Below are 25,335 nucleotides of genomic sequence, written 5' to 3' on the forward strand. Positions count from 1 at the left end.
CGACATGACGACCTGGGACAAACTGGCCGTCGATGCTCAGGCGATGAGCCGAAGAATCGACAATCCCGGCCTGAGCGTGGAGACAAGCCAACGGGCACGAGCTGTACTTGCCTCCGAGCATCCAGAGCTGCACCCCGAGTTGGACGACCGCAAGATCTGCCGTGCCATCGTCACAATATGGTCAGGTGACAGAAGACTTGCGGAAGAGACAATGAGAACCCCGGTCCTCCAGACAGTCTGTGACAACGGCAGTTTCACCAGGCTCTTCACGTTCGCACTCGCGAACGTCTATTTCACATATTTTGATCACCTGGACGACTGGGACCAGGGGCTGTTCCCGATGACGGCCGAACGGCTGCAGCGGGCCGTCTCACAACAGTCGACCGTGCACAGCCGGGATGTCCTGTTCGCTGTCCGTGAGCGTCCCGAGGTCGTCATCGGCAAAGACGCTCCCGGCGCGATAGCGCGGCTTGCTCTTGAACAGGATCGGGACCTGCCTTCGGTGATGCGAGATGCGGGGCTCGGCGACTACGCAAAGGGGCAGTATGCCGAAGCAGCCCGGCAGCGGCTCTATCTTGATCGCATTGCGAATGCCGATCCTCAACAGTCATACGATTGGCTGTCTGATCTATGCCAGTCGGATGTCGCCGACGCATCTGCATCCGGAGGCCGCCGTTTTGGGCATCTAGTCCTCGAAGCGATGACCGACCACCGAACGGACAGTCCGAGCCGTGAGTGGGAGAGCACGATCCTCAAGATCGGCGATGACCCTCGCGCCCGCGGAACCGTCAATTGGAATAAATGGTGGGCACGTATTCCACCTGAGAACGTGCAACGAGTCATCGCATGGCTCTCTGGGGAAGACATCAGGTTGTTCCTCGAAGCCGTCGAAGTCTTCGGCAGAAAAAACCACAAGTCGGATCTCCTGCGGATGTTCTCCGACCGTGAGCGGTTCCTAAAAGGACTTCTCGAGCTCAAGATGGTGCGGGAGACTCGCCTGTTCGCGGGTCCCTCGGCACGATCTGCGATTCGTCAGATCATGGGCACAGATCTGAGGACGAGCATTACGCCGATCATCGGAGGCAACTACAGCAGCACTGCAGTGATCTTTATGAACTGCGGTGATTTCCACATCGTTGAGGGATCCCACAACTTCAAGATGCGAGTGCTCCGTGGTGATCCACCTGAGATCATGTCCGACTGGAAAATGACCCGGATCAACAACTACTCCTTCCAGCTCGGAATCGAACGCGACCGCCGCTACGGCGAAGACTACGTCTCACTCACGCACAACGTGCACAAGAAGTGGATCTCAGATGCGCTCCTCTTCATCGAACGGGCAGGCCAGTATGTGCCCCCTGAAGACGTGATGACGGCCGAGACCTATCAGAATGTCTCTGCCACGAAGCCACTGCCCGTGCGGCCGAAGAATTGGCGACGCCCAAGCCAGGGAGAAGAATGATGAGCCTCCGTGAGACCCTCAAACGAATTCTGGGCGAACGAACCGCTCACGCCGCCGACGAGTGGTCGCTGCTCGAGTTCGTCCCCGACTTCGACTCGACTGCTGCGAACTTCCGCATCGGCACTCAGGATTGGGCAGAACTGTCAGAAAGCGGCGGTTCCGGTCGCGCTTTGGAGCAGTACACGGTTCTCGGCCTGTTGGAAGAGCAAGGGGACGCGATCCGCCTCCCGAACGGATTCCGGATGGAAGCGAGGGATGTCTCCCGACTCGACGCTGAGATCTCGGATCTCCTCGGGCTTCCCGGCACTGTCCCGGGTACTTTGCGCACCGAGGTCACGAGCAACACAACGAGCAGCCATTTTCGTGTCACCCCATACTTCGAGGTCGAAGGCATTCGTGCACCTGTCGAACGACATGGCGCGATCATCACCATTGGGGCTGACGAGTACGTTCTCACGCCTGCGGAATTCGACGTGCTTGAGGCAATCGATCACCACGCAGATCTGGTGCCGAATGAACGCACCGAGGCGGCGAACGTATCCTTGGTCGCTCGGCTTCAGGAAGCGAAACATCAGTCGTTGAACGACTGCCGGAGCCGTCCCTTGGACTTCGACCTGGGCCACCTCGAGAAGTTCGACACGACGGTGCCGGAGAAGGTCGAGGTGACCGTCACACAGCATGCGGACGGCTCTCTTGAACTCAGCCCCAACCTCGGCGAGGGCACCTCAGATATCGGCGTCCTGGACTACGAACAGCAGCTTGATAGAAGCGACGTCCTTCGGATCGACGACCGCCTGATCCTACTTCACGAACAGCAGAAGGCTGGGGTCAGAGAGATCAGCCGTAATCGCAGGATCCCGGCGACGCAACGCGACGCGTTTCTTGCTGCCCCTGGCGAATTCCTCGACCCCTCGCTTGTCGACCTCGACATCTCCTTCGGGGTCCGTGTCGAAGGCATCGGTGCCATCGTGCCGCTGACCTTCACTGAGGCTGACGAATCGGGGATCGATTGGTTGACGGCAGCCTCGGAGATCCTTTCGCCAGAAGCCCTGGAGGGGCTCATCGATTCCGACGAAGAGCTCGAGGATGTCAAAGAGAAGGTCGAGTCCGCACGGCATCACGAGCAGTCGACGATCACCCATGATGAGAAGATCGTGGACATCTCCAACTCGGAGGCGACGGACGAGGCAATCAGCAAGGCAGCCAGAAAGGTCGCCGCACGGACTGACGATGCGAAGGTTCCTGAAGCGACGAAAGAGACGGTGCAAGTCGGAATGTATATCTCCGACAGCCGCGATCGTTCCGAAGAGCTGCGGGAGCAGGCTGAGAACGCGGCAGCGAACTATGTTCCGGACCTCTCGGGCCTCAAATTCACGCCCTTCCCTCACCAGAGAGATGGGATCGCCTGGGCCGCGGGTATGATGGCGGCGTCCTTGGAGACTCGAGAAGCTCAAGCACGGGTGCAGGGCGGCCTCCTTGCAGATGACATGGGGCTGGGAAAGACCTTCATGACGCTGGTCGCTCTGCGAGACTTCACGAACGAGCAGAAGCGCAGTGTTGGCCAAGTCAAGCCGATTCTTGCGGTGCTCCCGCTCTCCCTCATCGAGAATTGGGAGGACGAACTCCAGAACGCCTTCGCGGAGCACCCCTTCGACGACGTGGTCGTTCTGCAGTCCTCGCGCGATCAGGACAGATTCAGGATCCAAGGCCGTGGGGCAGAGTCCCGAGCAGCAGCGGCTCTGCTCGACGATCACGGCATGGTCGACGAGTCAGCACTTCGACTCTCACTTCGAGTCGGCGCGACGCAGAAGGAGCGTCGGCTGACATGCCTGGACGACTGGTGCTGACCACGTATCAGAACCTCGGACGCTACCAACTGTCATTGGGCCAGGTGGATTGGGGCGCTGTAGTCTTCGATGAGGCTCAGCAGATCAAAAACCCTGAGACACTCGCTTCCCGAGCCGCGAAGGGCCTCAAAGCCGATTTCAAACTGCTGTGCACTGGTACGCCCGTTGAGAACTCGCTTCGAGACATCTGGAACCTGCTCGATACCGCTCAGCCGGATCTGCTGGGTGACTGGAGCAGTTTCCGGGAACGGTGGATCAAGAGTGTCGAGAACGCATCGGTTGACGAACAAGCGGCGCATGGCAGAGAACTTCGCGACACGATCGGGCGTTTCATGCTGCGGCGAACGAAGGAAGACAATATCGATGCCCTCCCGACGAAGACCATCTACACCGGGCTCGGAGCCGGTTCGTCCGACTCGGCTCTGAAGCCGGGGTACGAATACGACGAGCGGCTCTCGAACGAGATGCCTTCAGCCCAGAGAACCGCCTACGATCGCGTGCTGCAGATGCATCGCCCGCGGAAAGGCGGTGCACTCGAAACCATTCAACGACTGAAGAGCGTGAGTCTGCACCCGGCGACGCTTTCAGAATCGGGAGCGGCCTGGGACCCAAATCTTTCTGCGCGTGTCAACGGGATGGTCCAGGTCCTCGATGACGTCCATAAGGCCGACGAGAAGGCAATCATCTTCGTGATGACCAAAGCCGTGCAGGCACGTCTGGCTGTTTGGCTCCACGATCGATACGGGTTCACACCGAAGATCGTCAATGGTGAGACGAAGGCGGTCGCGAGCAGCTCATCGAAGACGAGAGGAACTCGCAAAAGCATCATCTCCGACTTCGAGTCGAAACCTGGCTTCAACCTCATCATCATGTCGCCTTTGGCTGTCGGCGTGGGTCTGACAGTGGTAGGTGCGAATCACGCGATCCATCTCGAGCGCCACTGGAACCCGGCTAAGGAAGCCCAGGCGACGGACAGGATCTACCGAATCGGGCAAACGAAACCCGTGCATGTATACCTGCCCCTTTCGAACCACCCGACTCTCGAGTCATTCGACGTCAATTTGGACACCTTGCTGCGCTCAAAGACTGATCTGAAAGATGCCGTGGTGATCCCTGGACAAGTGGAAGACGAGCTGATGCGTCGAATGGGCATTCTGGATGCGAAGCAGGCCACTGCCGTCGCCGACTGAGGGTTGGGCGACGGTGGCGGTGGCATTTTCCGGCTATGACTTGTATGTGGCGATAATGGAACCATGAACGACTCTTCGCGAGCTTCGGTCCCACCGCATTCCCCAATGCCGCATGTCTTTGTCACACGCGGAGACCTCACTCATATGGCTTGCGACGCCTGGATGGTGCCGACGGACCGCACACTGTCGGTGCGCTCTTATTGGACCAAAGACAATCCAGCGCTGCTCGAAGCAATCAAGAAGTTCTCTGATGACGCGTTCTTTGCAGGAGAGACGCACGCGGCCGCAGTTGAGACTTGGGACGAAGCCGGACCGATTCCGGTGTTGACTGCAGTTCCCTACTTCGGTTTCGATGATGCCTCTGACTTCGCCGACATCATCGACTGTTTCGCCGAAACAGCAGCCGCTGCCGTCTCAGAATCTGGCAGGGCAGGGGCCCGGCCGTTCCCATTGCTGGCGATGCCGGTCATCGGATCAGGTGGCGGAGGCGGAGCGGAAGTTCTCGGCGACCTCATCCGGAGCGTCCTTGAAGCTGCTGAGTTCGCTGCGGTGCGCCGCCTCGTCGATATTGTCATCGTCGTCCGAAGCGCCGCACAGATGGGACTGGCGCAGCGCATCCGACGCGAGAACCAACACTCACAATGGACCGGGCTTTCTCCTGAGGTCAAACAGGCTGCAGAAGACCTCTCACCAGACTGCGTATCAGGCAACATAGTGCCATTCCTGGGAGCTGGCATCAGCATTTCCGCCGGCGCACCATCGTGGCCGACGCTCGTTTCCCAACTGAGCGTCGAAGTCGCCGATCAACTCACCGAGGTGGAAAAGGCCTCGCTGGCGGCCAAAGGCCCACTCGACCAAGCCGAGATCCTCAAAAACCTCTACCCCAGCCCAGAGGAGTTCAATACGGCGGTCGCCGAATTAGTGAAGAAGACGGCCTACGGATTGGCACCGACTCTCATCGCCAATCTGCCTCTCAACCAAGCAATCACGCTCAACTACGACGAGTTATTCGAGATTGCGAGCGAAGATGCCGGGAATACTTGCGCAGTCATCCCCGGAACTGAGAACCCTGAAGCCTCTCGGTGGCTTCTGAAGATGCATGGCAATGTCTCCGATACCTCGACCATCGTACTGACGCGCAGTGACTACCTCGGCTTCGACGCCAACCGCAATGTCCTCGCGGCCCTCGTCAAGGCCAGCCTGGTGACGAAACGCCTTGTCTTCATTGGTTTCGGACTCGGCGATGACCACTTCCACCAGATCCTCCACGATGTCCGCGAGGTCTCCCCCGAATCGATAGCGCGAAGAGCCATCGCATTGACTCTTGCGGACGATTCCCTCGAGCAGAAAGCGTGGAAGGACAAGATCACACTACAGCCGATGGCACCGCACGGTACTGACACCGTGACAGCTGGTCGCATCCTCGAGATCTTCCTCGACTACCTGCTTATGCTCTCCACCGACAGCCGAGAGTACCTGCTCGATCCAGCGTTCGAATCACAGCTGACAGACCCCGAACGCCGGCTCAAGGATCTCATTTCCAGCATTCACGCGCTCAACCATGAAGCCGATGATCCCTCGATTGCGGCTGCGTCCGCAGCCATCGGCAGGTTCGGCACCCTCAACTGACCTCAGTTGAGTGCGAAGGGGTCAGGCTCGGCGAAACAGTCGCGCCGGCTTGCCGACCGTGCCGGATTCCATCTGGTCTGTTTCCACCAAGTGGCGCATCATCGCACGCCGGAACGTGTCCTTGTGCGCCGTTGTCGGGTCGACCGCCAGATGCAGGCGGTGCAGATCGAGAATAGTGAAGCACTCCCCCAGCAGCCACGCTGGATCGGGATGCTCCGCATATTCTCGACGTAAGGCGGCGACCGCCTCGGCGACGATGAGGTCGTGGTCGAAATCCAGGCCTACGGCCTCCTCGATGGGGACGACGCCGATATCGGTCAGCCGCTCCTGCGGCAGGGTGATCATGTGCGCGACGGAGAGGACGCGTCCGCGGTTGTCTCGATTGATCGCGTCGAACGTACGCAACTGACGGGGAACGACTCCCCGCAGGCCCACTCGCTGACGCAGTGACCGCTCGACCGCCTCGGCGAGAAGTTCTCCCTCGTGGAGGAAAGTTCCCGGCAATCGCTGCGAAGCTCCGCGATCGACGACGGCGACGCTCAACTCATCGTCCCTGACTGTCAGCAGCGCCGTATCGACCGCGACCGACGGTCGCGGGTAGTCGGCCAATTGCTTACCGTTCTCATCGATCCACACTGCCATGTTTACATTAAAGCAGAACTGCGCTAATCTGTCATTAGTTAGCGCAGTTCTGCTCTAACCATGGGGGTCCTGCACGGTAGGGTCCAGGAGGGGAGACAGGTCATGAAGAAGTCAGGACATTTGGACAGAGCCGCCGGAGTGATGGTGGGGCTCGCCTGCGGTGACGCCTTGGGCGCCGCGTACGAGTTCGGCGGTCCCTACCCAGCCGATATGGCAGTGAAGATGAATGGCGGCGGAGCTTTCGGATGGGAGCCTGGCGAATGGACCGATGACACTTCCATGGCAATACCTCTGTTGGAACTCATCGCATCCGGCGAGCGCCCGCGCGGTTACAACTTGCGCTCAGCGGTGAAGGGCTGGATCGATTGGATGCAGGACGCTAAGGACGTCGGCAACCAGACTTCCGCTGTCCTAGGTGAAGCAAGGCTGGCTTCGGGAGGCGACTTCTACGAACTGGATACAGCAGCAATGGTCGCTGCTCGCGAGTTTCAGGTGCAGTTTCCTGATGCCGCCGGCAACGGCTCGCTGATGCGCACCGCCCCTTATGGTCTCGCCGGGCAGGATCTTGAGTACGTCGCGATCACTGCCGCGGGTCAGAGCGAGCTCACTCACCCACATGCCGATGCGGTCACCGCTTGCGCAATCTGGTCGGCGGCGATCAAGCATGCTGTGGACACCGGGGAGCTCGACATCCGAGTTGGGCTTCAAGCGGGCGTATCCGAGACGAACGAGCCCGATCGGTTCGTTCTCTGGGAGACCCGGATCAAGGAGGCGGAAAAGTCTGCTCCAGAACATTTCACCCAGAATGGGTGGGTCGTCCAAGCTCTTCAAGGCGCCTGGTCGTCGATCGTCCACAGCGGGGACCGCGCCGACAATGACCCACGCCATGTGCGGAGAGCACTCGAGATGGCGGTCCGAGGTGGAGGAGACACCGATACCGTTGCGGCCATAGCCGGAGGCTTGATCGGCGCAGCCTATGGAGTCAGTGCGATTCCTCAGGAATGGAAGCGTCGGATCCATGGATGGCCCGGATGGAGGGCTGATGAGCTCGTCGAACACGCAATCACAGCGACTCAAGAGTGGACGGAGTACGGCCGGTCATCGGAGAATTCGTGGCCTGCCACTGACTACTGCGATTATTCGGACTGGCGAGGTACCGAAACCTGTGTGCCGCACCCGCATGATCGAGGTGTCTACCTCGGAGGCATCGGTGCTCTGGACAACCTTCCCGGAGATGTAGATGCCGTCGTCTCGCTATGCCGGGTCGGTCGCAAGCAGGTACCCGGTGCCATCGCCCGAGAGGACAGAGTCAGCGCGTGGTTGGTCGACTCTGATGATCCGGACGACAACCAGTACGTCGACTTCGTCCTCTATGAGGCGGCCGATATGGTCGCGCGAATGCGGCAGGAGGGCAAGACCGTCCTCTTGCATTGCGTACAGGCACACAGTCGGACACCCGCCGTCGGTGCTCTCTATGCGGCGCGCCACCTCGGTGTGCCAATCGATGATGCGCTGCGCGATGTCACCGCCATCCTCCCGATGGCGGACCCCAATCCCGCTTTCGTGGCTGCCATTCGTCGCATCGCCAACGAAGGAGAAGAACGGTGAACGAAGACTTCCTACCGGGTGATGATGAGGCTGAGGACGAGGACTTCATCATCACAAATCTGGGTTCGGTGGGCGAGCTCGATGAAAGTTTTCGACCAGACGAACATTATCTGGCTCGCGGGCCGTTCAGGGTGCACTCGCCGGCGGCCAATCAGTGGACCTGGGGCTACCGCCTCGAACAGGCCGGCAAACACCTCGTATTCCAAGATGGCTCCGCTCTAGGACGAACGGTGATGAGCGACGGCATGAGCATGCGTGCCAGCAATGGCGGCTCGATCATCTGGCTGTTCGGCTTCGAGGACGACGGACTGACTGTCCTTACCCTGTCGGTCGCGACACTCGAAGATTATCGGGCAGCGGCCCCCGACGATGTGGCGATCAGCAACTTCGACGACGGTGCGCGTGTTGTAATGGCAGAGCTCGAGACGAAGCGGAGGGCCAAATTCGGCTTGGACTTTGAGTGCGTCCTCACGAGTCGAATTGCCATTGTCTTTCGGGATATCACAGGATCACCCGTGCAGGGTCTCTTCTATTTCGACCGCTTCGGCGGAATTCACTCTCGAGTAGATGGTCGTTGGCTCAGATGCACCTTCTCGGAAGATGGGCCTGAACGAGGCGACGATGAACTTCTCTTATCTCCGACACTCAAGTCGGGAGTCGCCTTGTTCGATGCGCTCCAAGAGAGCGAAGGCCCGCTATCACTCAAATTGTTCCAGCCCTATATCTACCCCAAGTTCGATACGGACGACTCCGAGTCGTGGAGCTACCTATTCGACGACTGGGAGATCGTCGATTGAAATTCATGTACGTCACCTGCTGTCGACTACAGTTAACTCGTCGTGCAATCCCTTGCGCCCTTACGAATGGAATCTCTCGATGAACCTGCAAGAGCGAATGGTGTACCTGCAGTCCTGGTGGGTTGCTTCGGAGTTCCTCCGTCGTCACCCGGACTTCACGCTGTTCGAGACGTTTCCCGGAGGCGACCAGTACGACTGCCTGGCAATCGGCGGACCGCAAAGCAGCGACAGTCGGTACATCGAGCTTAATCGAAACGGAAGAATACACATTCACCCTGAAGCGTCGCCGAGGTTCGATCGGGGCGCATGGAACATCAACTTCCCAATCGAGTGGCAGTTGGTACAAGAGCAGACGGACCGAAGGGCAGTCCCTCGCTTCCTCGAAGCAGCAATGGGTGCGCCCGGCCCCGCGCAGACTCCTACGACCACGCGCAAAACGCTCACTTACAGAGTGATCTATCACCTGTTGCTCCTTGCGATGAACGAGCCTAAAGATTGGGAAGTACGCAACTCAGCTCCCGGCTCGAGCCCGTCGTTCAGCGTTAAGATTCCAGACTATTTTTCAGATATCGCATCCGCCAGAACATCGATGGTTCATTATGCGAAGGAAGCGAAGCAGAAAAGGTCCTTCTGGGCAGTCTTGCGCGACAGCCGTTGCATTGCTTTGCTGCAGGAAAACGCCACACTTCACCGTCCGAACGCCGTACCTGTAGATGTCATGGATACCTATAACGCGCATCGCCGTGACATCTTGGGCACTTCGCTCAAGATCCGACAACTTTTACAGACTCAGGACTAACTGATTCGGGCACGCGCACCTCGGCAACGGCTCCCAGCAGTGGCAGGTGAATGAGCACCTGTTTGGGGACGGTGCCGAGCGTCGTCTGCAGCGCCTGCCTGTACACGGAGAGCTGTCCCAGGTAGTTGTCACGAATATGACCGATCGGATCGGTTCCGGGGTACGACTTGTGGTCGACGAGGATGTGCTCCCCGCAAGGTAGCACGATGCGGGCGTCGATCCACCCTTCCATCACCTGACCGTCATCGTTGCGCCACGCGATCGGTGCCTCGGTGACCACCTCGGCGCCGGGGAACGTCGCATCGATCCATGCGTTCCACCGTCGGCCGAGCTCGATGAGCATTTCAGCGGTCAGGATCCCACCGGCATCCCAGCGAGTCAGTATCCGCTCGGCCGCGGCCCAGCGTGCTTCGTCAGATAGCGCGGTGAGAGGCAATCCAAGGTAGGCATGGACCGCATCGCCGATGCGATCCCAGTCCCGACCGCCTTTCTCCACCAGAGGCTCGCCGAGTGTGGCAAGGATACTCACCTCCGCGTCAATGCCTTCGGGTGGCACACTGCTCGCGGTGAACCTCGCCGGCAGAACCGGTCCACCAGCAACCGTCGCTCGCGTAGGTATGTCCGTGTTAGCGAAGAATGACCGGGTTTCCGTGCCACTCTCCCCCGCACCGTCGGACGCGGCGTCGATGGGAAAGGCAGTGATCCGTATCGTCAGTTCGTGATGCTCAGGCGCACCGTCAGCCTCAGCTCGACGGAGACCGGCAATCCGCAGAACGCCCAACTCCTCGACGGCCGGCGAAGACGTGTCGCCGATCATCGGGACCTCCCATTCAAGCAATGCGTCATCGACGGAGGCACTGAGGACGTTGCTCTTGCCCGTGGGATCGCCGAACGCCACGATGTTGTGGCACTCGGCGCGGGTCAGCGCGACATAGAGCAGACGATCGGCCTCCCGCTTCTCTGCCTCCCCTGCGCGGCTCACCGTGTCGAGGCCTGCGAGGCGTTCCTTCAACGGTCCGTAGTCCTTTATCACGCCTGGCAGGTACCGCAGCGACCGGTTGGCCAGTGGATGCCTGGCGTCGAACACCGGAGCCTTCTCCACACTGATCTCCCTGTGTCCGAAGTCCTTGTAGACAGGTACACCGACGATGACAACAGGCCATTGCAGGCCCTTCGACTGGTGCATGGTCGTCACGAGCACGGCATCACGGGCGGTGGACTGTTCGTAGGCAGAGGCCGCCTGGGTGAGGTGGTCGAGGAGACCGGCGGGGGTGACCGGCGAGCGCGTCTGCTTCGCGGCGTCCTCGTACTCACCGGCGATCTGGCACAGTGTATCCAGTGTGGCCAATCGAGTCTCCGGGCTCGTCCACGCTTTGATGCGCTGCGGCAAGTCGAAAGCATCGCTTACGGCAAGCAGCAGCTCAACCGACGAGTAGCGGGCCGCATTGACCTCAAGTTCGGACAGTCCAGCCAACGCGGGATCGGCCCACCACGTCCGGTAGTGCTTGTGCCGTTCCTCCCTGTCAACGATCCGTGCAGCATCCTCGAACCATGTGTCGTGTCTGCCGTGGTCGGGCATGAGCGTGACGAGTTCGGTCAGCGCCACGGCATCATCGCGGTCCACAACCGCCGCCAGCCCAGATGCAATGAACTGTCCTTCTCTGGTCGCCAGCAGATTGCTGGTCGAGCCCACCGCGCGGATGCCTCGATCTCTCAGTTCCGCGACGACCGAGTCGACCTGTGTGTTGGTGCGCATGAGGATAGCAATATCGCCCGGCGACACCTCGCCGTTCGGCAATTGAGGCGAGCGCCGCAGGACGTCGACGACTCCTTCGGCAATGGCTTTGACCATCCGTCCATTGGCTCTGCCTTCCTTGCCCTTGTCCGTATTCGGCACCCAGAGTTCGCGGCCGCCGATGCTGCGCAGGTGCTCGCGCTCCGGCGGGATGCGCAGGACCACTTCGTCTTCCTTCTGCTCGGAGAACACCGAACTGAAGACCGTGTTCGACAGTTCGAGCGGCGCCTGCGTCGACCGCCACGATGCGCCGAGGTTCTCCGAGGTCGCCGTGCCCAGATTCGTCGTTCCCTCGATGAGTGCCGCGAACACATCGTTCATCAGTTCCGGGTCGGCGCCGCGGAACCCGTAGATCGCCTGTTTGCGGTCCCCCACCCAGATGACCTCGTCGACGAGGTCGGCCAGTTCCATGAAGATCGCCAGTTGGATCGGCGAGGAGTCCTGGAACTCGTCGACGGCGAGCAGCCGGTAGCGGGAGGCGACGGATGCTCTCACGCGGTCGTTTGTGCGCAGCAGGTCGAGTGCGCGGACTTCTTGGTCGACGAAGTCCATCACGCCGAGTCGGTTCTTATGCTCCTCATACCCGCTGAGTGAGGCGATCGCCGTGTCGATGACGAGGTCGGTCAGTGCCGCAATGTCGGCGTGGAAAGCACTGTTGGACAGTATCTGGTCGGACACCAGCGGTGCACTCGAGTTCTCGAGTACCGCCTTCGGTACCACTCCAGGCGTCTTCCCTCCCGATGCAGCCGAGTAGTTCGCTTTGGCTACCTTCACCCATGTCGACCATGGGGTACGTGCGAAAAGATCGGCGTCGTCGGCATGGGAGTCGAGATCGCGAAGGAAATGCTCCAGCGTGACGATGCTGCCCTCCACATTGCTTGCACTTGTCTTCGTCATCTTCGGTACCTCTGCCGGCAGCTCCTCCTCGTTCTGGAAGCATCGCAGCATCTCGCGCAGAACGTCGATGTCAGCGGCCAAACAGTCCCGCCACGTCTGACGGTCATCAACCTGTTCCGAGGGGAGAGCCGAGAGGTAGAGGTGAACCGAGGCCTGAGCAGAGGAACGCAGTTCAGCCTCGCCGAGGTGGTTCGACCGTGCCGCTTCGGCGACGTCCTTGACGAGTGTGGACCAGGCGACCGGTCCGTGGCCGAAGGGGTTCACATCCTCAGGGCGGCCGTTGTGCCCGGTCCTCACGAGGAGATTTCGATGGGTGGATTCGGCCTTCGCGACGACCTCGTCGACAGCGGTGGCGAAGACGGTCTTCTGCTCGCTCTCTTCGAGCACCCGCAGCTCCGGTGAGAAACCGGCATCGATGGCGTATTCGGTCACGAGTCGTCCCGACATCGAGTTGACGGTTCCGATGAGGGCAGTGCCGATCTCCTCGGCCGCCGTCACGTTCCCATCATCGAGAAGGCGCTTCTGAGTCTTCTCGAGGAGGTCGGCGGCGGCCCGGACGGTGAACGTCGTAGCGATGACCTCGTTGGCGCGCAGGAGGGGTTCACTGTCTTCTGTCGTTCGGGACAGGCGTTCGGAGAGCACCTGGGTCAGTCGGTAGGTCTTGCCCGATCCGGCCGAAGCGGTGATGACGTGAACGCTCATGAGTGGTCTCCCGCTATGCCGTAGATGAGGTTGAAGTCGCTGAAGGTCTGCCGCCTGATACAGAAGAGTCGGCCGTCTTGCAGAATCTCCTTCTTGATCGCTTTGAGCGCCTTGTCGACTTCACTGGTTCGCTCCCCCGGTGTGGCATCGAGGTCGGCGTGAGTATCGGCGTTCGGGGAGTCGAACCGGCCCGCGACGATGTTCGACAGGGCATGTTCGACCGATTCTTCAATGATGGGCCACAGCCCTGCGGGGTCTCCGCCCAAGCCATAGCCGTCGTCGTCGAAGGCGTCTGCTCTCCCTGTCGAGTCCGGGTCAAGACAGTCGTCGGTTGAGACGAATCTGCCCTGTTTGAGCATGAAGTAGGACGTCAGCGGGTGTACACCAGGCGGCGCGTCGGTGGTGCGGGAGTACACGCTGAGCTGGACTGCTTCACCATCGTCGATCATCGTCCTGTACCGCTTATCGGAATTCGCCCATTTGAGGTCGATGATCACGGGTCGCCCGTCAACGAATGCGCCTTCGAGATCACGCTGTCCACGCAGCTGGACCGTCCGGGGCGTGCCGGCGATGGTCAGGGTCCAGTCGACGCAGAAGTTCTCTTCGGCGCCGGTGATGTAAAATCCGCGGTTCTGTGCTGCGGTGAACAGGTGGGTGAGTGAGGCGAGTACGGTGGAGCGGATCGTGTTTCGTCGGGCGAGCTGTCCGGGCAGAAGCAGCTCCGCGGCGAATCGTGGGACGAAGTGGTCGAATGTGGTCGCGATTCTTGCTGCCGGGGGTATCGCGCCATCGCCACGTTCACTATGGCGCACGAGGTGTTCGACGACGGCGTGGACCAGGGTGCCGATCATGCGGTTGTCGGTGGGGATGACGAAGGTGTACCCGCGCCTAACCCCCAGGGCTCTAGACAGGATCCATTCCTGGGGATCGCTGAGGAGTTGGTCGATCTGTGTGTATGACATGGTCTCGGGCAGGAGGTGGGTGAAATCTCCGTCGAGGGTCCGGGAGACCAACTGTGGTCGGATGCTCCGCCCGAGCTGGACGGTCGTCGTCGGGATGATGATGTCGTGCAGCTTCCAGGTCGCGGTGTCGAGGTTTCCTGAGTCGACGAGTTCGACGACGTTCCGGGTGATCGTCGGATCGGTCAGCACCGAGTCGACAAAGGTCGAGGTAAAACGATCCGGATGGGTTGCCGCGATGTCTTCGGCCAGCCTAGAAAGCGTCGGATGGAGGACGAGTTGCTCCCCACGCAACGTGTCCGGGCAGAAGCACACCAGGCTAGACGCTGTGCGGAGTCCGCTGAGTTCTGCTGCCTGTCGGAGGCGTTCCTGATCGGCGGCCGAGGAGATGTGGGCTCCAGCGTCGGCGAGGGCGGCAACCTCGGCGGATCCCAGGTTTCGACAGCGGAGGTGCCACTACGGTGGGAGGCCCACCAGACTATCATGTCCGTATTCACGGGGACCGCTGAGGGTTCGGTGACGACGGTCCATTCCGCGGCTTGCGCGGTAGCGGTTGCCCTCACCGAGGTGGGAGCGCAGGATTCGGCGATATCGAAGAGTTCACGAGTACGCAGAGTCTCGGTTCTGAGCTTGCCGAGGGTCGAGCGGAACGAGTCGAGGTGGGTGACCGTCTCTGCAATGAAGGGGTCGGTCGTGGCTTGAGCTTCGTTCGCTTGGGCTTCTTCGACGTTGGTCGGGTGATGGGCCTTTAGTCTGCGCAGAAGTGTGGTCAGCCAGTCGAGCGCGGGTGCGAGAGAGATCAGGGTGAGTTCGTCGTCGTGGATCTGCGGTGGGGTGACACGAAGTAACTCGTCGAGGGTACGGGCAGCTTCCCAGGCCTTGGTCGCGGTGTCGGGATGGCTGAGGGCCCGCGTTTTGAGCTCGTGGAGTGCTGTCATCCAGGCGGAAGCCGGGTCGCCGGAGATGCCCGGTTCCCGTGCCAGCGCATTGAGCAGTGGCGAGGAGACAGCGTGTGGGACGAGTTTCTTCGCCGGTGAGTCGCTGTCGGTGGATCCGAAAGAGAGGTGGAGAAAATCCGCCACACGTCGAATGTCGGTCGGGGGCAGCACGGCGCTGAGGAAGACCGGGAGGACCTGTGCGGATGGTGCCGTCGTGGTGGCACTAGGAGTGCCGAAGATTGGAGCCTGCCGTCGTGACAGCTGTTGGTCGAGGACAGATGTCGAATCTCCGGCGATGATGGACAGTCGATCACGATTGGGCAGGTGGGAGAGGTAACGGGCGGCCGCCTCGGCGGTGGACCATTCGTCGGGCCCGCGAATGATCGTGAGGTTTGGAATCTCGGTTTGCTGCGGGGTGCGGATGATGGTGACACCGGCGGTTTCCGCTGCATTAAGAATGTCCTGCCAGACGCACGGGAGGTCGCTTCGCTTGTCACGAAGTTCGATCGACCCGATGCCGAGCGGCCAGCTCGGACCGTGGAGTCGAAGCAAATTGAGAACTTCCCGCAGATCGTCTGCTCGTCCGGGAACGAGAGTCGATGAAGTGTCGTGGGAAGAGCCGAAAGCGACCAGCTTCTCGACAGCCGAAAGGGCATCGAGTCGCGGGTGAATGGAGTAGTCGCGGCCGTCTGCTTTCGGCTGCCATCCTGCTTCGATTGCATCGTCGCGCAGCTGCAGCAGGTGGCCCGCTGTGTTCCACGGATCGTTCGCGAATGAACGGCGATACCAGGGATGGTCGGCGCGTGCCAGCAGCGATCGATACTGCGCGATGCGAATAGAACGGTCGACGGTAGGACGAGTCGTGCCCAGCCTGGTCTGCAGGATCCCGAGCAGACCGAGCGGACCGGTGACAACCGTTGTGCCAGCATCACTGGTCGACCATGGTGATCGATCAAGATTCCACCCGAACACTATGCGCATACTTGGTCCTTTCAGAACGTTCGACCAAGTTCTCCCCGTCGATCGGGTTTCCAACTCGTGTCATTAAGAGATCACTAGTCCATCGCTACTTGCCCCGTCCTTTCCTGCATCGTCGGAGAGAGCCCGAAACAATCTCAACGCACCAGCAAGAACAGCCTGGTCGGCCCACCTGGACTCGGCACACGCTAGCCACTGCGTTGGTGCAGAAGAGCATAAGACATCGACGAACGAGTCCAGAGCAAAGTGCCATAACCCTTACTTATTCGTCAGTCTAATGACGAACGGAGGTAAGAAACCGATTCCCGACGCTGATCGCTAAAAGTATCAGAACGGGCTGCGGGGTCACCATAGGGTTGCGGACGGTCCATTCCAGCCGCACTGTCCCAAGAACGAATGATCCTGTCACGAAGGGCTTTGTCAGCATTCGGATGAAAGAAGACATGTTCATGCACACTGTTCATTTCGAATCGTTCAAAAATGACACCAAGCATCGCCACACCGGTGGACTCGTTCAGCAACGCTTCGACCGCGCCCGGCCAGTCTTGGTCATCCTCTTCGAGAGTGCGGTCATTCTCATCCCGAGAGGCTACAAGATCCTCGAACCGACCCAAAAGCGCGGCCAACTGGCTTGCTTCGAGTTCGATAGCGCTGGCCAGCTCTCCGTATGTCCAATTGCCGTTATTCTTCAGAGCGAGCTGGTACTGCAGTACCTTGTCTTCGGGCGCCGCGTCGTGCACACCCCACTGAATGGCATCGACGAGTGCGAAATCACCGGTAAGTGCGCGATCGTCATTATCGACATTGACCAGGGACTGTGCAGCACCAAACTGATTCCCAGGCGTAATCAGACGAGTCCAGCGCATGACAATGAGGTTCTCCCCATCGTGATGGTGGTGGGGGAATACATCGATCCGGCCAATTGGAAGTGATAAATGAAAGCCTTCCTCAACCGGCGGAACCTCAATCGCATGGCTAAACCGATCTACTTGCCAGGCTCCCCAGAGCGCAATTCCCAACTTGTCCAGGTTGATCACTGAAGCGCCTCTTCTGCAGGTTTCGACTTGACTTCAGCAACGATCTTACGAGCCTCGTTGACGATCGACTGCAACACTAAAATCAGCCCGTCTTCATCATTCAGCCAAAACTCTTCAGAATAGGGCTTATAGTCGGATTTTTGTAGATTAGATATTTGACTCGCGGCAACATTTTTGAGTCGAGTCGCAACATCATTTCCATAGCCCTTAATCTTTATATCCTCGCCATCAATACCTTTGATTGCGATGGGTTGTCCGGGGAATACAAACACACTTCCTCCTTCACGCAGCGTCACAGGAATCTGTAAGTTGCCTCCGTCAGATAGACCGAATCCCAGGGTTCGCGAGTGAATGACGTTGCGCCCGGTCAGCTTCTTCGTACCAGACAGCTCAATCGAATCGACACTGTTCAAAACGTTCGCCTGCGGCGTCAACGATCCCGTATATGCATCATGTAAAATTTCGTTGGCGGTGGAACCAGTTACTTTCCGTAGAACGAACTCCAAGAACCCCGCAACAGGACGGGTCAAAGAACTGAGCGGGAGCCTTTTCGACCCCGCATACGTCCTTGGTGTAACTTCCAGCCTGTCGAGCTCTTGCTCAGAGGGCCAGTCTTCATCCCTCGTAAATTGATCATTTCGGTTCAAGGACTGCGAATCAATGTTGAGAACACCACGATCGCTACTCCTCAGCCACCGTGCGCTATCCAGGCTGTATCGCAACGATTCAACTGCGCAAAACGAAAACGCTACCTCTTGACCGTCATGCACGCCCTTGGTTCGCGAGTGAACAGTTAGTTCACGCCTGTAAACCTGTTCGGGTTCCTCGAATTCGCCTTCCACGCTGTCTGAAGCAGGAGAGCCGATGCGCACAAATAGTCCGGACGCCGAATCGACGGGCATCAGCTTCCTCCATTTGATTTCCGAATCCCCAAACGGATCACCATGAGATCCAGTCTGAAATGGTATGAACCATTTTCCCGGCGGAATTATTGCCTCACGGTCGTAATATGGCCCCGTCCCAGTCTGCAAGGCTGAGCGAGACTGAGCCGATCCCTCACGATGATTTGCTCCGGAGCCAACGCTAAGTTTGATATCAACCTTCTGAGCCGGAACTCGACTTTCGTTGATCACGAGCACCCCTCGCCAAAACTTGCTGTCATCATCTTCAACAGTTTCCGCGACCCAAGCATAGACCTGCTCAGCCCGATGACGTTCGCGTTCTCTGTCAGCGGTTTTCAGCTCTTCCTGAAAGATATCTTTCGAGGCGTCGATTTGCTTGCTGGTAGCAGCCATCGACGCGGCGATTTGCTCTTGAGTCGCTATTTTCGCCTGGTTTCCCTGCTGGATGGCAAACAGAACTGTGGCGACCAAAGCACCAGCAGTCAGGATGGGCGCGAGCAGCCCGCCGAATGTATCGCCTATCTCGCCTGTTCCGCTCTTGTCTGCCGCGCCAACATGATCCATGAAGCCTGGCATTGGGAAATTCAGAATGACAATCACCGCGTACACCAACGCACCCAGAGTCAGGAACATAACAGGTGTCACGATGACGATTGCAAGCACTTTAATCCAGAGCGGACCTTGGCGCCACAAATTGCCATTCGCTTTCAACATGGCCGAATTGTCATTTTTAGTATCCGGAGCACCAGGCTGCCCGCCTCCTGAACGGGTATCTCCCGCTCCTGAGCCATCGCCGCTTGAACCATGAACGCCTTGCGACCCATCAGTCGAAACACTTCCCGACATTCTTCCTCTTTCCGGTACTAGCCTGGTCGCCCTACAGCGAACGTCGTATTCGATTCAGTTACAGATGTGATTGTATGTCGGTTTACACTTTTTAATACATAACAACGTCTGCATACGGCAACAATTTGGCAACTTTTTCGTTCACCGCCAGCGTGGGCGGACGACCACTTCCGCCTACGCTTAGCCGACCATGGACCCTATCCGAATGTTTGGATCTCGCTCATTCGGCCTCGGATGTGTCACTTGCAGAAGGCTTAGCACCCGGGAAATTGCTGACCTGCGAGGACGCTCCCGGCTAGCGCCCGTGCAGAAGACGAATAGCGCAGATGAAACCGGGGAACTGCCAGACTCAGCGAGCGCCCAATCCGGTGCCGCGGATGCGTCAAGACCGCCTGTGGGCGTCGGCGCATAGTCGACCGCCTCGGCTCGGCCGTCCGCGCGACAGGGAACGAGAGTCGCCGACAGCCCGTGGGCAGGCCCAAGGTCGACATGCGATTCAACAGCTGAATATGCCTCCAATCGCGGGTGAGCGCGATCGGATGTCATCTGCTCAGATCCGGTCGACGTGAAGCTGTACGTGGGCATGCGTGGTGGTCTATGGGGCGCTGGCGACTGCCAATATCTAGGAATGAAAGGGCTGAGCGAAGGACTCACGATATTGACCGATACAAATCAGCCGGTCTGCTGAGGGATGACCAGCACCCCAGCCTCGCCTTCAGACTGCCGACGAGTCCGCACGATCCGTTAAGCACCGTCGCCTCAGCATTGCTGGACCACCTAGCCCAATAATCGCACCGTATGAACACGGCCCACTTGCATGGGCCCTGCGGCCAGTCGGCGACTCACCGGATTACGATCCTTCGGTCACAAGGCGAAGTAATAGTCCCGAATATAGTGGGACATCAGTTTCCGACGTTCGTTAAGAAACTGAGAATAGCTGTCAGCGGTTGTATTTCGCAGGGACTTCGGCACAGCATTCTCTGTAAACGAGTCCTCGAGTTCGCACGACGTCGCTATCTCTCCGAGAGAAAGGTTCCCCGTACTGATCTGTCTGTCAACACGTTCAACGTAGACAGCGGGTTCAGAATCTTGAATCGCAATGTTGACTGGGGTTTCGGTGATCGCGAAGTTTGCGATCTGGTTGTATTGATTTCTGTCCGTTACTCCAGACATGATGAGGTAGTTCTTCGGAACGAGGTGGTGGATATCTCCACTTTCCTCAGTCATCTGGCGCACTGTGATGTGCTTGGACAGGAACCCTTTGGCGTTCTTCTGTATCTGCGCCGCTCTGAACGTGTTGAAATACGGGCTGCGCGTGCTCGTCGTGATCATGTTCGACGGCAGCTCCACATTCCAGAATCCATCCGTGAGTTGGCCGCGTTCGATCTCGTTCAGGACTCCGGCCGCGCCCATCTCTGCGATCTTTCTGATGTCGGCCTCGAAGCGAGTCTCGAACGAACCCGAATACCTGCCAGTGAGCATCGACATGGCAAACCAACGTCGAACAATCGACTTGATTTCTCCATCGCTCAAATTCCCCTCTGATTTAAGCTGGATAAAGAGCGCGTAGGCGAAATTGAGAGCATTCTTCGAACTGATCATCTTTGCAGCAATGAAGCCGGATGACTTGATGGTGAGTAGGAACTGCTGATAGTTGTACTGGTTGACGATTTCGAGCAGCACTCTCTCGAGTGTTTCAAACGACTGTCGGGCAAGTTGATCGCTGAAGGAGCGTGTATCGAAATCTCGGCCCGACAAGAGGCTGACCAGCGACGACATCCGGCCGCGTCCGAATCCGCGTAATCCGGCGACTCGGATCACGTCGGTGTAGTCAGGGTCGTAGAGATCAGAAGTGTCGTTGCGCAACCACGCGATTCTGTCCAGATATCCAGAAGCGGCAAATGCCTTATCGTTCTGTGAGATGTCGGAATATGCATGAGGGTGTTTGGCCAGGTGGCAGAAGTAGTCAATCAGTTTCCGCAGATTCGAACCGTACTCTCCGTGACTGGAAATCTTACTCATCGCGAAGTCTGCACCGGAGAGAGTGACACCCTTCGAGTTGATGCGGATAAATATCTCGGTGACCGTGTTGATGTCGAGATCATCGGCGAGGGTGATTATGCCGACTTGTGCATTATGAATTCCGGCCAGTTTCTCAAACGATCGGACAATTGCGGTCTCGTCCGCGTCCGGATTGCTGGAGAGGTACCGATTGATCGACCCGAAGGTGGTCCCGGATGAACTCATGAAATCGGAGATGTCCGACACCCACGCGTCATCTCGATCGAGAAACGGAGTCAGCGTCTCGAATTTCTCAGTCTGCGGGTTGAAAGCTATCTTGATGCGCTTCTTCGCGTAGTTCTTGTCCACGACTTCGTGACCAACAAGAGCAGCCGTCATTGCAGTGATTCGCTGCTGCCCGTCAATGAGGATCTGCTTGAATCCGGATGTCGTACCGTCCTTCAGTCCCACGTCTTGACTCTGCCACGTGATGAGATAGCCGACCGGGTAGCCATTGTAGAGAGAATCGAGCAAGTCCCTGACTTTCGTCGATGACCAGACAAACGGCCGCTGCAATTCTGGAATCGCGATCTGTCCACTTTTGACCCACGTGAGAAGCGTGTCGACCTGTTCCTGCCGCACCGTGTATTTGGCCACGTTCGATCCTTCTTTCATCGGAAATTTGCGAGTTTCGCACCTCACTCACACTACAACAGACGCCGTATCTCGAATCCTCGCAATGCGAAACTATCGATCATCGACATGGGATACGAGGGAACCACCGGCCCGCGAACGAACCATTTGAAACGTCCTCCTCTGTGTCCCGTGGCGGATAGGTACTCGGAGCTATCAAGAGCACAGCTAGGACTGAAAGCGGAGGCTTCACCTCTATGTCAGTGCCGACGTCTATTGTTGTTTCAAGTACTTCACAAAGGAGACACCGATGACTGTTCGTTCCATTGAGCCGACACCTGTTCGAACCTTGGTCAGTCCTGCCCACAACATCGATGACCCCAGCACCCTTCCGCCGTCTGCGTTCACCGGAACGGGAACAGCAGGTTTGTCCGAGGTCGTCAAAGCAACGCCGCGAAAGTCCGATCATTTCATCAATATTGTGGCTTCAAGGGCCGCCAGTGAGGTCAATCCTCACCTATGGGCATGGCAGGCGGAAGCCCTAGACGCGTGGCATCAAGCAGGATGCCGCGGCGTTGTCGAAGCGGTTACCGGAGCTGGTAAGACCATGATCGGGATCACTGCGGCGTTCGAAGCATTCCGCCAAGGGATCAAGGTGCTTGTACTGGTACCGACGGCGGAGTTGCAGACCCAGTGGCAACAGCGATTGATGGAAACTTTGCCCCAAGCGGATGTTGGGACCCTAGGGAACGGCCGAACTGATTCACTCAGCTCGTGCGACATATTGGTGGCGATCATCAACTCAGCAACCCGAGGAGCGTTGCTGAGTGAACAGTCTCACGGCATGCTCATTGCCGACGAGTGCCATCGCTATGCGGCGAAGACTTTTGCACAAGCTCTGCAATCGGAGTTCAACTATCGTCTTGGTCTGACTGCAACCTACCAGCGACCGGACAATGCCAATTCGGATGTCCTTGACCCGTATTTCGGCGGAGTGGTCTTCCACATGTGGTACGACAGAGCTCTGCGCGATGGCGTGATTGCCCAGTTCGACATTGCTTTCGTCGGGGTGACGTTGACTGACTCGGAGCGCGGTGAGTATCAGGTTGCAAGCTCTACAGTGAGTAAGCTCGGCATGTCCCTGAAGAACAAGCTGGACCTGCAGTACGCCCCGTTCGACCAGTTCATGAGCTCCGTTCAGACTTTGGCCGGAAGAAAGCACGACCGATCGCCTATCGTGTTTATGGCCCGGAAATATCTTGAAGCAGTCGTGAAGCGACAGCGTGTTCTTACCAATGCAAAGAACAAGATGAAGGTGCTCGACGGCATTGCACCAGTCATCGCCGATTCAAAGGGGACCCTTGTCTTCTCTCAAACAGTCGATTCGTCGACGCAAGCCGCACAACTTCTTCAACGTGCAGGCATCGAGACTAAGGCCGTGTCGTCGGAGTCGAAACCACACGAGAGACGTGGCGCAATGCAGTTGTTTGCAAATGGCATTGCCAAAGTGCTCTGCGCTCCCCGCATTCTCGACGAAGGAATCGATGTTCCGGACTCCGATCTGGCCGTCGTCCTCTCAGGTAGCAAGCAACCTCGTCAGACTATCCAGCGTCTCGGCCGAATCATCCGACGCAAGAAAAACGGAGGCCACGGTCGTTTTTTGGTGCTCTATGCGGTCAACACAATTGAAGATGAAAAGCGCAACAAAGAACAACAGTTCGGCGCGATTCTTCCCTCAGCCCGGCGCATAGCCGATTTCAATGAGACGCAGATTCGCGAACTGAGGAAGTTCCTGCGGGCACCGGCACCAGAACTGCCAAATGCACCGGCTCAACCGGGTGGCGGACCAAGCGAGTTGACTGGGAAGACTCCAGCGTCGGAACTCGACGGCGCCCCACATATTCTGCCGCCTTCCGACGAAGACACCGGCTCGACCTTTGGGCCTGATTCGCCCGATGTCGGACCACAGTCCTTTGTCCTACTCAAGGACGTCGATGAAGATGATGAACCACGCGAGTTGCTTCGAAATGTCCCTGATCCAGATGACCTTGTCCGCCTCTACCTATACCAAATCGGCCAATTCCCATTGCTCACTGCAGCCGAAGAGGTTGAGGTCGCGAAACGCATCGAGGCAGGGCTGTATGCGAGTCACTTACTTGCTCTCGGCCGCTATTCGACACGACGAGAGCGCCATGACCTCGAGTGGGTTCGAGCAGACGGTCAGGCGGCTCTTGACCAGATGGTTTCTTCAAATCTACGACTCGTCGTTTCCATAGCCAAAAAGTACATCAGCGGAAAGCTCTCGTTCCTCGACTTGATTCAAGAAGGCAACCTCGGCTTGGTCAAAGCAGTCCAGAAGTTCGATTTCTCTAGGGGGATCAAATTCTCTACATACGCGACATGGTGGGTTCGCCAAGGAATCGACCGAGGCATCGGGGACTTCACAAATACAATACGCATCCCTATCCACCTTGGTGAGAAGTTCCCCGAATACTGGTCCTGCACAAAAGATGAGGCATCGCTCAAAGCTTGCGAACACGACCATTCGAAGGTCGAAGAAGCGCTCAGAATGCAACCGGTCTCGCTTGAGAGCTATCTCGATCTGCAGTGGGACGGGCACTACGCGGAGAGCCAGAAATCGTTCGATGATCGTATCGCCACGCCTGAGGTGTTCACCGACGATCCCGAGACCAGAATCATCGACGCCGAGTACTTAGAGGCGGTGAATTCAGTCATCGACAGTCTTCCTGGCCGTGACGCCGAAATCGTTCGCCGCAGGTTCGGGTGGTTCAACGGCGAACTCCAGACTCTCGACGCCATCGGTAAGCCGTTCAATTTGACTCGTGAACGGATCCGCCAGATAGAGAAGCAATCCCTCGCGCGTCTACATGACTTGATCGAAGGTCACAGTTTTTTCAACGGTGGCAGGGCGGCCTTGTCACAACGGTCCGAACGATAGGCAATCGTATGTTCTCAAGTATGAATACTCAGATCGACGTTACTTTTGATTTTCGCGACGACGTCCCAGCGGGAAAGGACCCTGACCTGTATAGCTCTACTCTTCACGAGTATCACCGAACACTCTGGAGCAAGCAATTGCCCTCAGGGCAAATGTTCACACTCGCATCGGGCGAGAATACATATCTTCAGCACGAATCAAGTCTCGGACGATTCGTTTTCTCCAGCGACGCAATCACTACAAGACTCCGTGGCCGGGCTTCGAAAGTCGCAAATACCGTTCCTCCCGAATCACTGCCGCCTGATCTGGGTTACACGATCGGCAGCGCGATCATCTTTCCGGGCAATCGCGTTGATGGAGCTTCCACAATCAACGGTGCACGAGGGTTCCATCCGCGGATCTCCGATCGCTTCGATCTGACTCTCGAATGCATCCGGCGTCACTATCACGGTGAAATCAGCCCGATAGGTCCGACATTGAATCGATATGCGGACTTTTTCGCGCTGTTCTCGAGCTTTCCGCAGTACGTCGAGTTTTTCCTTCTCCAAGATCTTTGGGACAGCCGGGCATCGCGGATCAAGTTTCTCCATCATTTCGACGACTTCTCGACTCCGGCTGTCCCGAAAACTCCTGGTGACCTCATCGACTACCTGCAGGCGAACAACGAATTCATTGAAGCGAGAAACAGTCGGATCGTCCAAAGTCTGGAATAGT

16 protein-coding genes are annotated in these 25,335 nt (G+C 58.1%); 9 read left to right on the plus strand and 7 right to left on the minus strand.

Features of this window, described 5'->3' with window-relative positions; genetic code table 11:
* Positions 1 to 4 precede the first annotated feature (4 nt).
* The 4 genes from PGC08_RS12385 to PGC08_RS12400 all read left to right on the plus strand — a co-directional run bounded on the left by PGC08_RS12385 (position 5) and on the right by PGC08_RS12400 (position 6,128).
* Positions 5 to 1,462 carry an EH signature domain-containing protein gene (locus tag PGC08_RS12385; protein WP_271708520.1) on the plus strand — a complete coding sequence of 486 codons (1,458 nt, stop codon included), beginning with the start codon at positions 5 to 7 and terminating at the stop codon, positions 1,460 to 1,462.
* Positions 1,459 to 3,309, plus strand: a complete 1,851-nt coding sequence (locus PGC08_RS12390; protein ID WP_271708521.1) for an SNF2-related protein — start codon at positions 1,459 to 1,461, stop codon at positions 3,307 to 3,309. The genes PGC08_RS12385 and PGC08_RS12390 overlap by 4 nt, the downstream gene beginning before the upstream one ends.
* Positions 3,288 to 4,499: a DEAD/DEAH box helicase gene (locus PGC08_RS12395; RefSeq protein ID WP_271708522.1), complete on the plus strand. Its 1,212-nt coding sequence runs from the start codon at positions 3,288 to 3,290 to the stop codon at positions 4,497 to 4,499. The genes PGC08_RS12390 and PGC08_RS12395 overlap by 22 nt, the downstream gene beginning before the upstream one ends.
* A 144-nt stretch (positions 4,500 to 4,643) precedes the next feature.
* On the plus strand, positions 4,644 to 6,128 hold the full coding sequence (locus tag PGC08_RS12400; RefSeq protein WP_271708523.1) for an SIR2 family protein: 1,485 nt from the start codon (positions 4,644 to 4,646) through the stop codon (positions 6,126 to 6,128).
* Positions 6,129 to 6,149: 21 nt separating this feature from the next.
* Here the strand turns inward: PGC08_RS12400 and PGC08_RS12405 are convergent, their stop codons facing one another.
* On the minus strand, positions 6,150 to 6,770 hold the full coding sequence (locus PGC08_RS12405; RefSeq protein WP_271708524.1) for an NUDIX hydrolase: 621 nt from the start codon (positions 6,768 to 6,770) through the stop codon (positions 6,150 to 6,152).
* A gap of 102 nt (positions 6,771 to 6,872) precedes the next feature.
* Between PGC08_RS12405 and PGC08_RS12410 the strand changes: the two genes are divergently transcribed.
* The 3 genes from PGC08_RS12410 (at position 6,873) to PGC08_RS12420 (ending at position 9,974) form a co-directional block, all read left to right on the plus strand.
* Entirely contained in the window at positions 6,873 to 8,378 is a 1,506-nt protein-coding gene (locus tag PGC08_RS12410; protein WP_271708525.1) for an ADP-ribosylglycohydrolase family protein, read from the plus strand.
* Positions 8,375 to 9,175, plus strand: a complete 801-nt coding sequence (locus tag PGC08_RS12415) for a hypothetical protein (protein WP_271708526.1) — start codon at positions 8,375 to 8,377, stop codon at positions 9,173 to 9,175. The genes PGC08_RS12410 and PGC08_RS12415 overlap by 4 nt, the downstream gene beginning before the upstream one ends.
* A gap of 79 nt (positions 9,176 to 9,254) precedes the next feature.
* Complete coding sequence (locus tag PGC08_RS12420) at positions 9,255 to 9,974, plus strand: TY-Chap2 family putative peptide chaperone (protein ID WP_271708527.1); 720 nt, start codon at positions 9,255 to 9,257, stop codon at positions 9,972 to 9,974.
* Here PGC08_RS12420 and PGC08_RS12425 read toward each other — a convergent pair.
* From PGC08_RS12425 to PGC08_RS12450, 6 genes are all read right to left on the minus strand, one after another.
* Positions 9,940 to 13,368, minus strand: coding sequence for a UvrD-helicase domain-containing protein (locus tag PGC08_RS12425; RefSeq protein WP_271708528.1), 3,429 nt, complete (start codon positions 13,366 to 13,368; stop codon positions 9,940 to 9,942). The genes PGC08_RS12420 and PGC08_RS12425 overlap by 35 nt on opposite strands.
* Positions 13,365 to 14,519, minus strand: coding sequence for a PD-(D/E)XK nuclease family protein (locus PGC08_RS12430; protein ID WP_271708529.1), 1,155 nt, complete (start codon positions 14,517 to 14,519; stop codon positions 13,365 to 13,367). The genes PGC08_RS12425 and PGC08_RS12430 overlap by 4 nt, the downstream gene beginning before the upstream one ends.
* The gene (locus PGC08_RS12435) at positions 14,513 to 16,246 is read right to left on the minus strand and encodes a hypothetical protein (RefSeq protein WP_271708530.1); all 1,734 of its coding nucleotides are present in this window, start codon (positions 16,244 to 16,246) and stop codon (positions 14,513 to 14,515) included. The genes PGC08_RS12430 and PGC08_RS12435 overlap by 7 nt, the downstream gene beginning before the upstream one ends.
* 266 nt (positions 16,247 to 16,512) lie before the next feature.
* Positions 16,513 to 17,280: a hypothetical protein gene (locus tag PGC08_RS12440; protein WP_271708531.1), complete on the minus strand. Its 768-nt coding sequence runs from the start codon at positions 17,278 to 17,280 to the stop codon at positions 16,513 to 16,515.
* Entirely contained in the window at positions 17,277 to 19,028 is a 1,752-nt protein-coding gene (locus PGC08_RS12445) for a hypothetical protein (RefSeq protein ID WP_271708532.1), read from the minus strand. Before PGC08_RS12445 ends, PGC08_RS12440 begins: the two co-directional genes overlap by 4 nt.
* 864 nt (positions 19,029 to 19,892) lie before the next feature.
* On the minus strand, positions 19,893 to 21,686 hold the full coding sequence (locus PGC08_RS12450) for a GmrSD restriction endonuclease domain-containing protein (RefSeq protein ID WP_271708533.1): 1,794 nt from the start codon (positions 21,684 to 21,686) through the stop codon (positions 19,893 to 19,895).
* 286 nt (positions 21,687 to 21,972) lie between these two features.
* Here PGC08_RS12450 and PGC08_RS12455 point away from each other — a divergent pair, with 286 nt between their 5' ends.
* Positions 21,973 to 24,621, plus strand: coding sequence for a sigma-70 family RNA polymerase sigma factor (locus PGC08_RS12455; RefSeq protein ID WP_271708534.1), 2,649 nt, complete (start codon positions 21,973 to 21,975; stop codon positions 24,619 to 24,621).
* Between the two features lie 20 nt (positions 24,622 to 24,641).
* Positions 24,642 to 25,334 (plus strand): DUF6994 family protein, encoded by a 693-nt coding sequence (locus PGC08_RS12460; protein WP_271708535.1) that lies wholly within the window; start codon positions 24,642 to 24,644, stop codon positions 25,332 to 25,334.
* Position 25,335 lies beyond the last annotated feature (1 nt).

It is taken from the genome of Brevibacterium sp. BDJS002 (assembly GCF_028201555.1).
GTDB lineage: Bacteria > Actinomycetota > Actinomycetes > Actinomycetales > Brevibacteriaceae > Brevibacterium > Brevibacterium aurantiacum.

Excerpts from the sequence above, each read along its gene's own strand:
- PGC08_RS12385 (WP_271708520.1), top strand. The coding sequence starts at position 5 with ATGACGACCTGGGACAAACTGGCCGTCGATGCTCAGGCGATGAGCCGA.
- PGC08_RS12390 (WP_271708521.1), top strand. The coding sequence starts at position 1,459 with ATGATGAGCCTCCGTGAGACCCTCAAACGAATTCTGGGCGAACGAACC.
- PGC08_RS12395 (WP_271708522.1), top strand. The coding sequence starts at position 3,288 with ATGCCTGGACGACTGGTGCTGACCACGTATCAGAACCTCGGACGCTAC.
- PGC08_RS12400 (WP_271708523.1), top strand. The coding sequence starts at position 4,644 with ATGGCTTGCGACGCCTGGATGGTGCCGACGGACCGCACACTGTCGGTG.
- PGC08_RS12405 (WP_271708524.1), bottom strand. The coding sequence starts at position 6,770 with ATGGCAGTGTGGATCGATGAGAACGGTAAGCAATTGGCCGACTACCCG.
- PGC08_RS12410 (WP_271708525.1), top strand. The coding sequence starts at position 6,873 with ATGAAGAAGTCAGGACATTTGGACAGAGCCGCCGGAGTGATGGTGGGG.
- PGC08_RS12420 (WP_271708527.1), top strand. The coding sequence starts at position 9,255 with ATGAACCTGCAAGAGCGAATGGTGTACCTGCAGTCCTGGTGGGTTGCT.
- PGC08_RS12425 (WP_271708528.1), bottom strand. The coding sequence starts at position 13,368 with ATGAGCGTTCACGTCATCACCGCTTCGGCCGGATCGGGCAAGACCTAC.
- PGC08_RS12435 (WP_271708530.1), bottom strand. The coding sequence starts at position 16,246 with ATGCGCATAGTGTTCGGGTGGAATCTTGATCGATCACCATGGTCGACC.
- PGC08_RS12445 (WP_271708532.1), bottom strand. The coding sequence starts at position 19,028 with ATGTCGGGAAGTGTTTCGACTGATGGGTCGCAAGGCGTTCATGGTTCA.
- PGC08_RS12455 (WP_271708534.1), top strand. The coding sequence starts at position 21,973 with ATGACTGTTCGTTCCATTGAGCCGACACCTGTTCGAACCTTGGTCAGT.
- PGC08_RS12460 (WP_271708535.1), top strand. The coding sequence starts at position 24,642 with ATGAATACTCAGATCGACGTTACTTTTGATTTTCGCGACGACGTCCCA.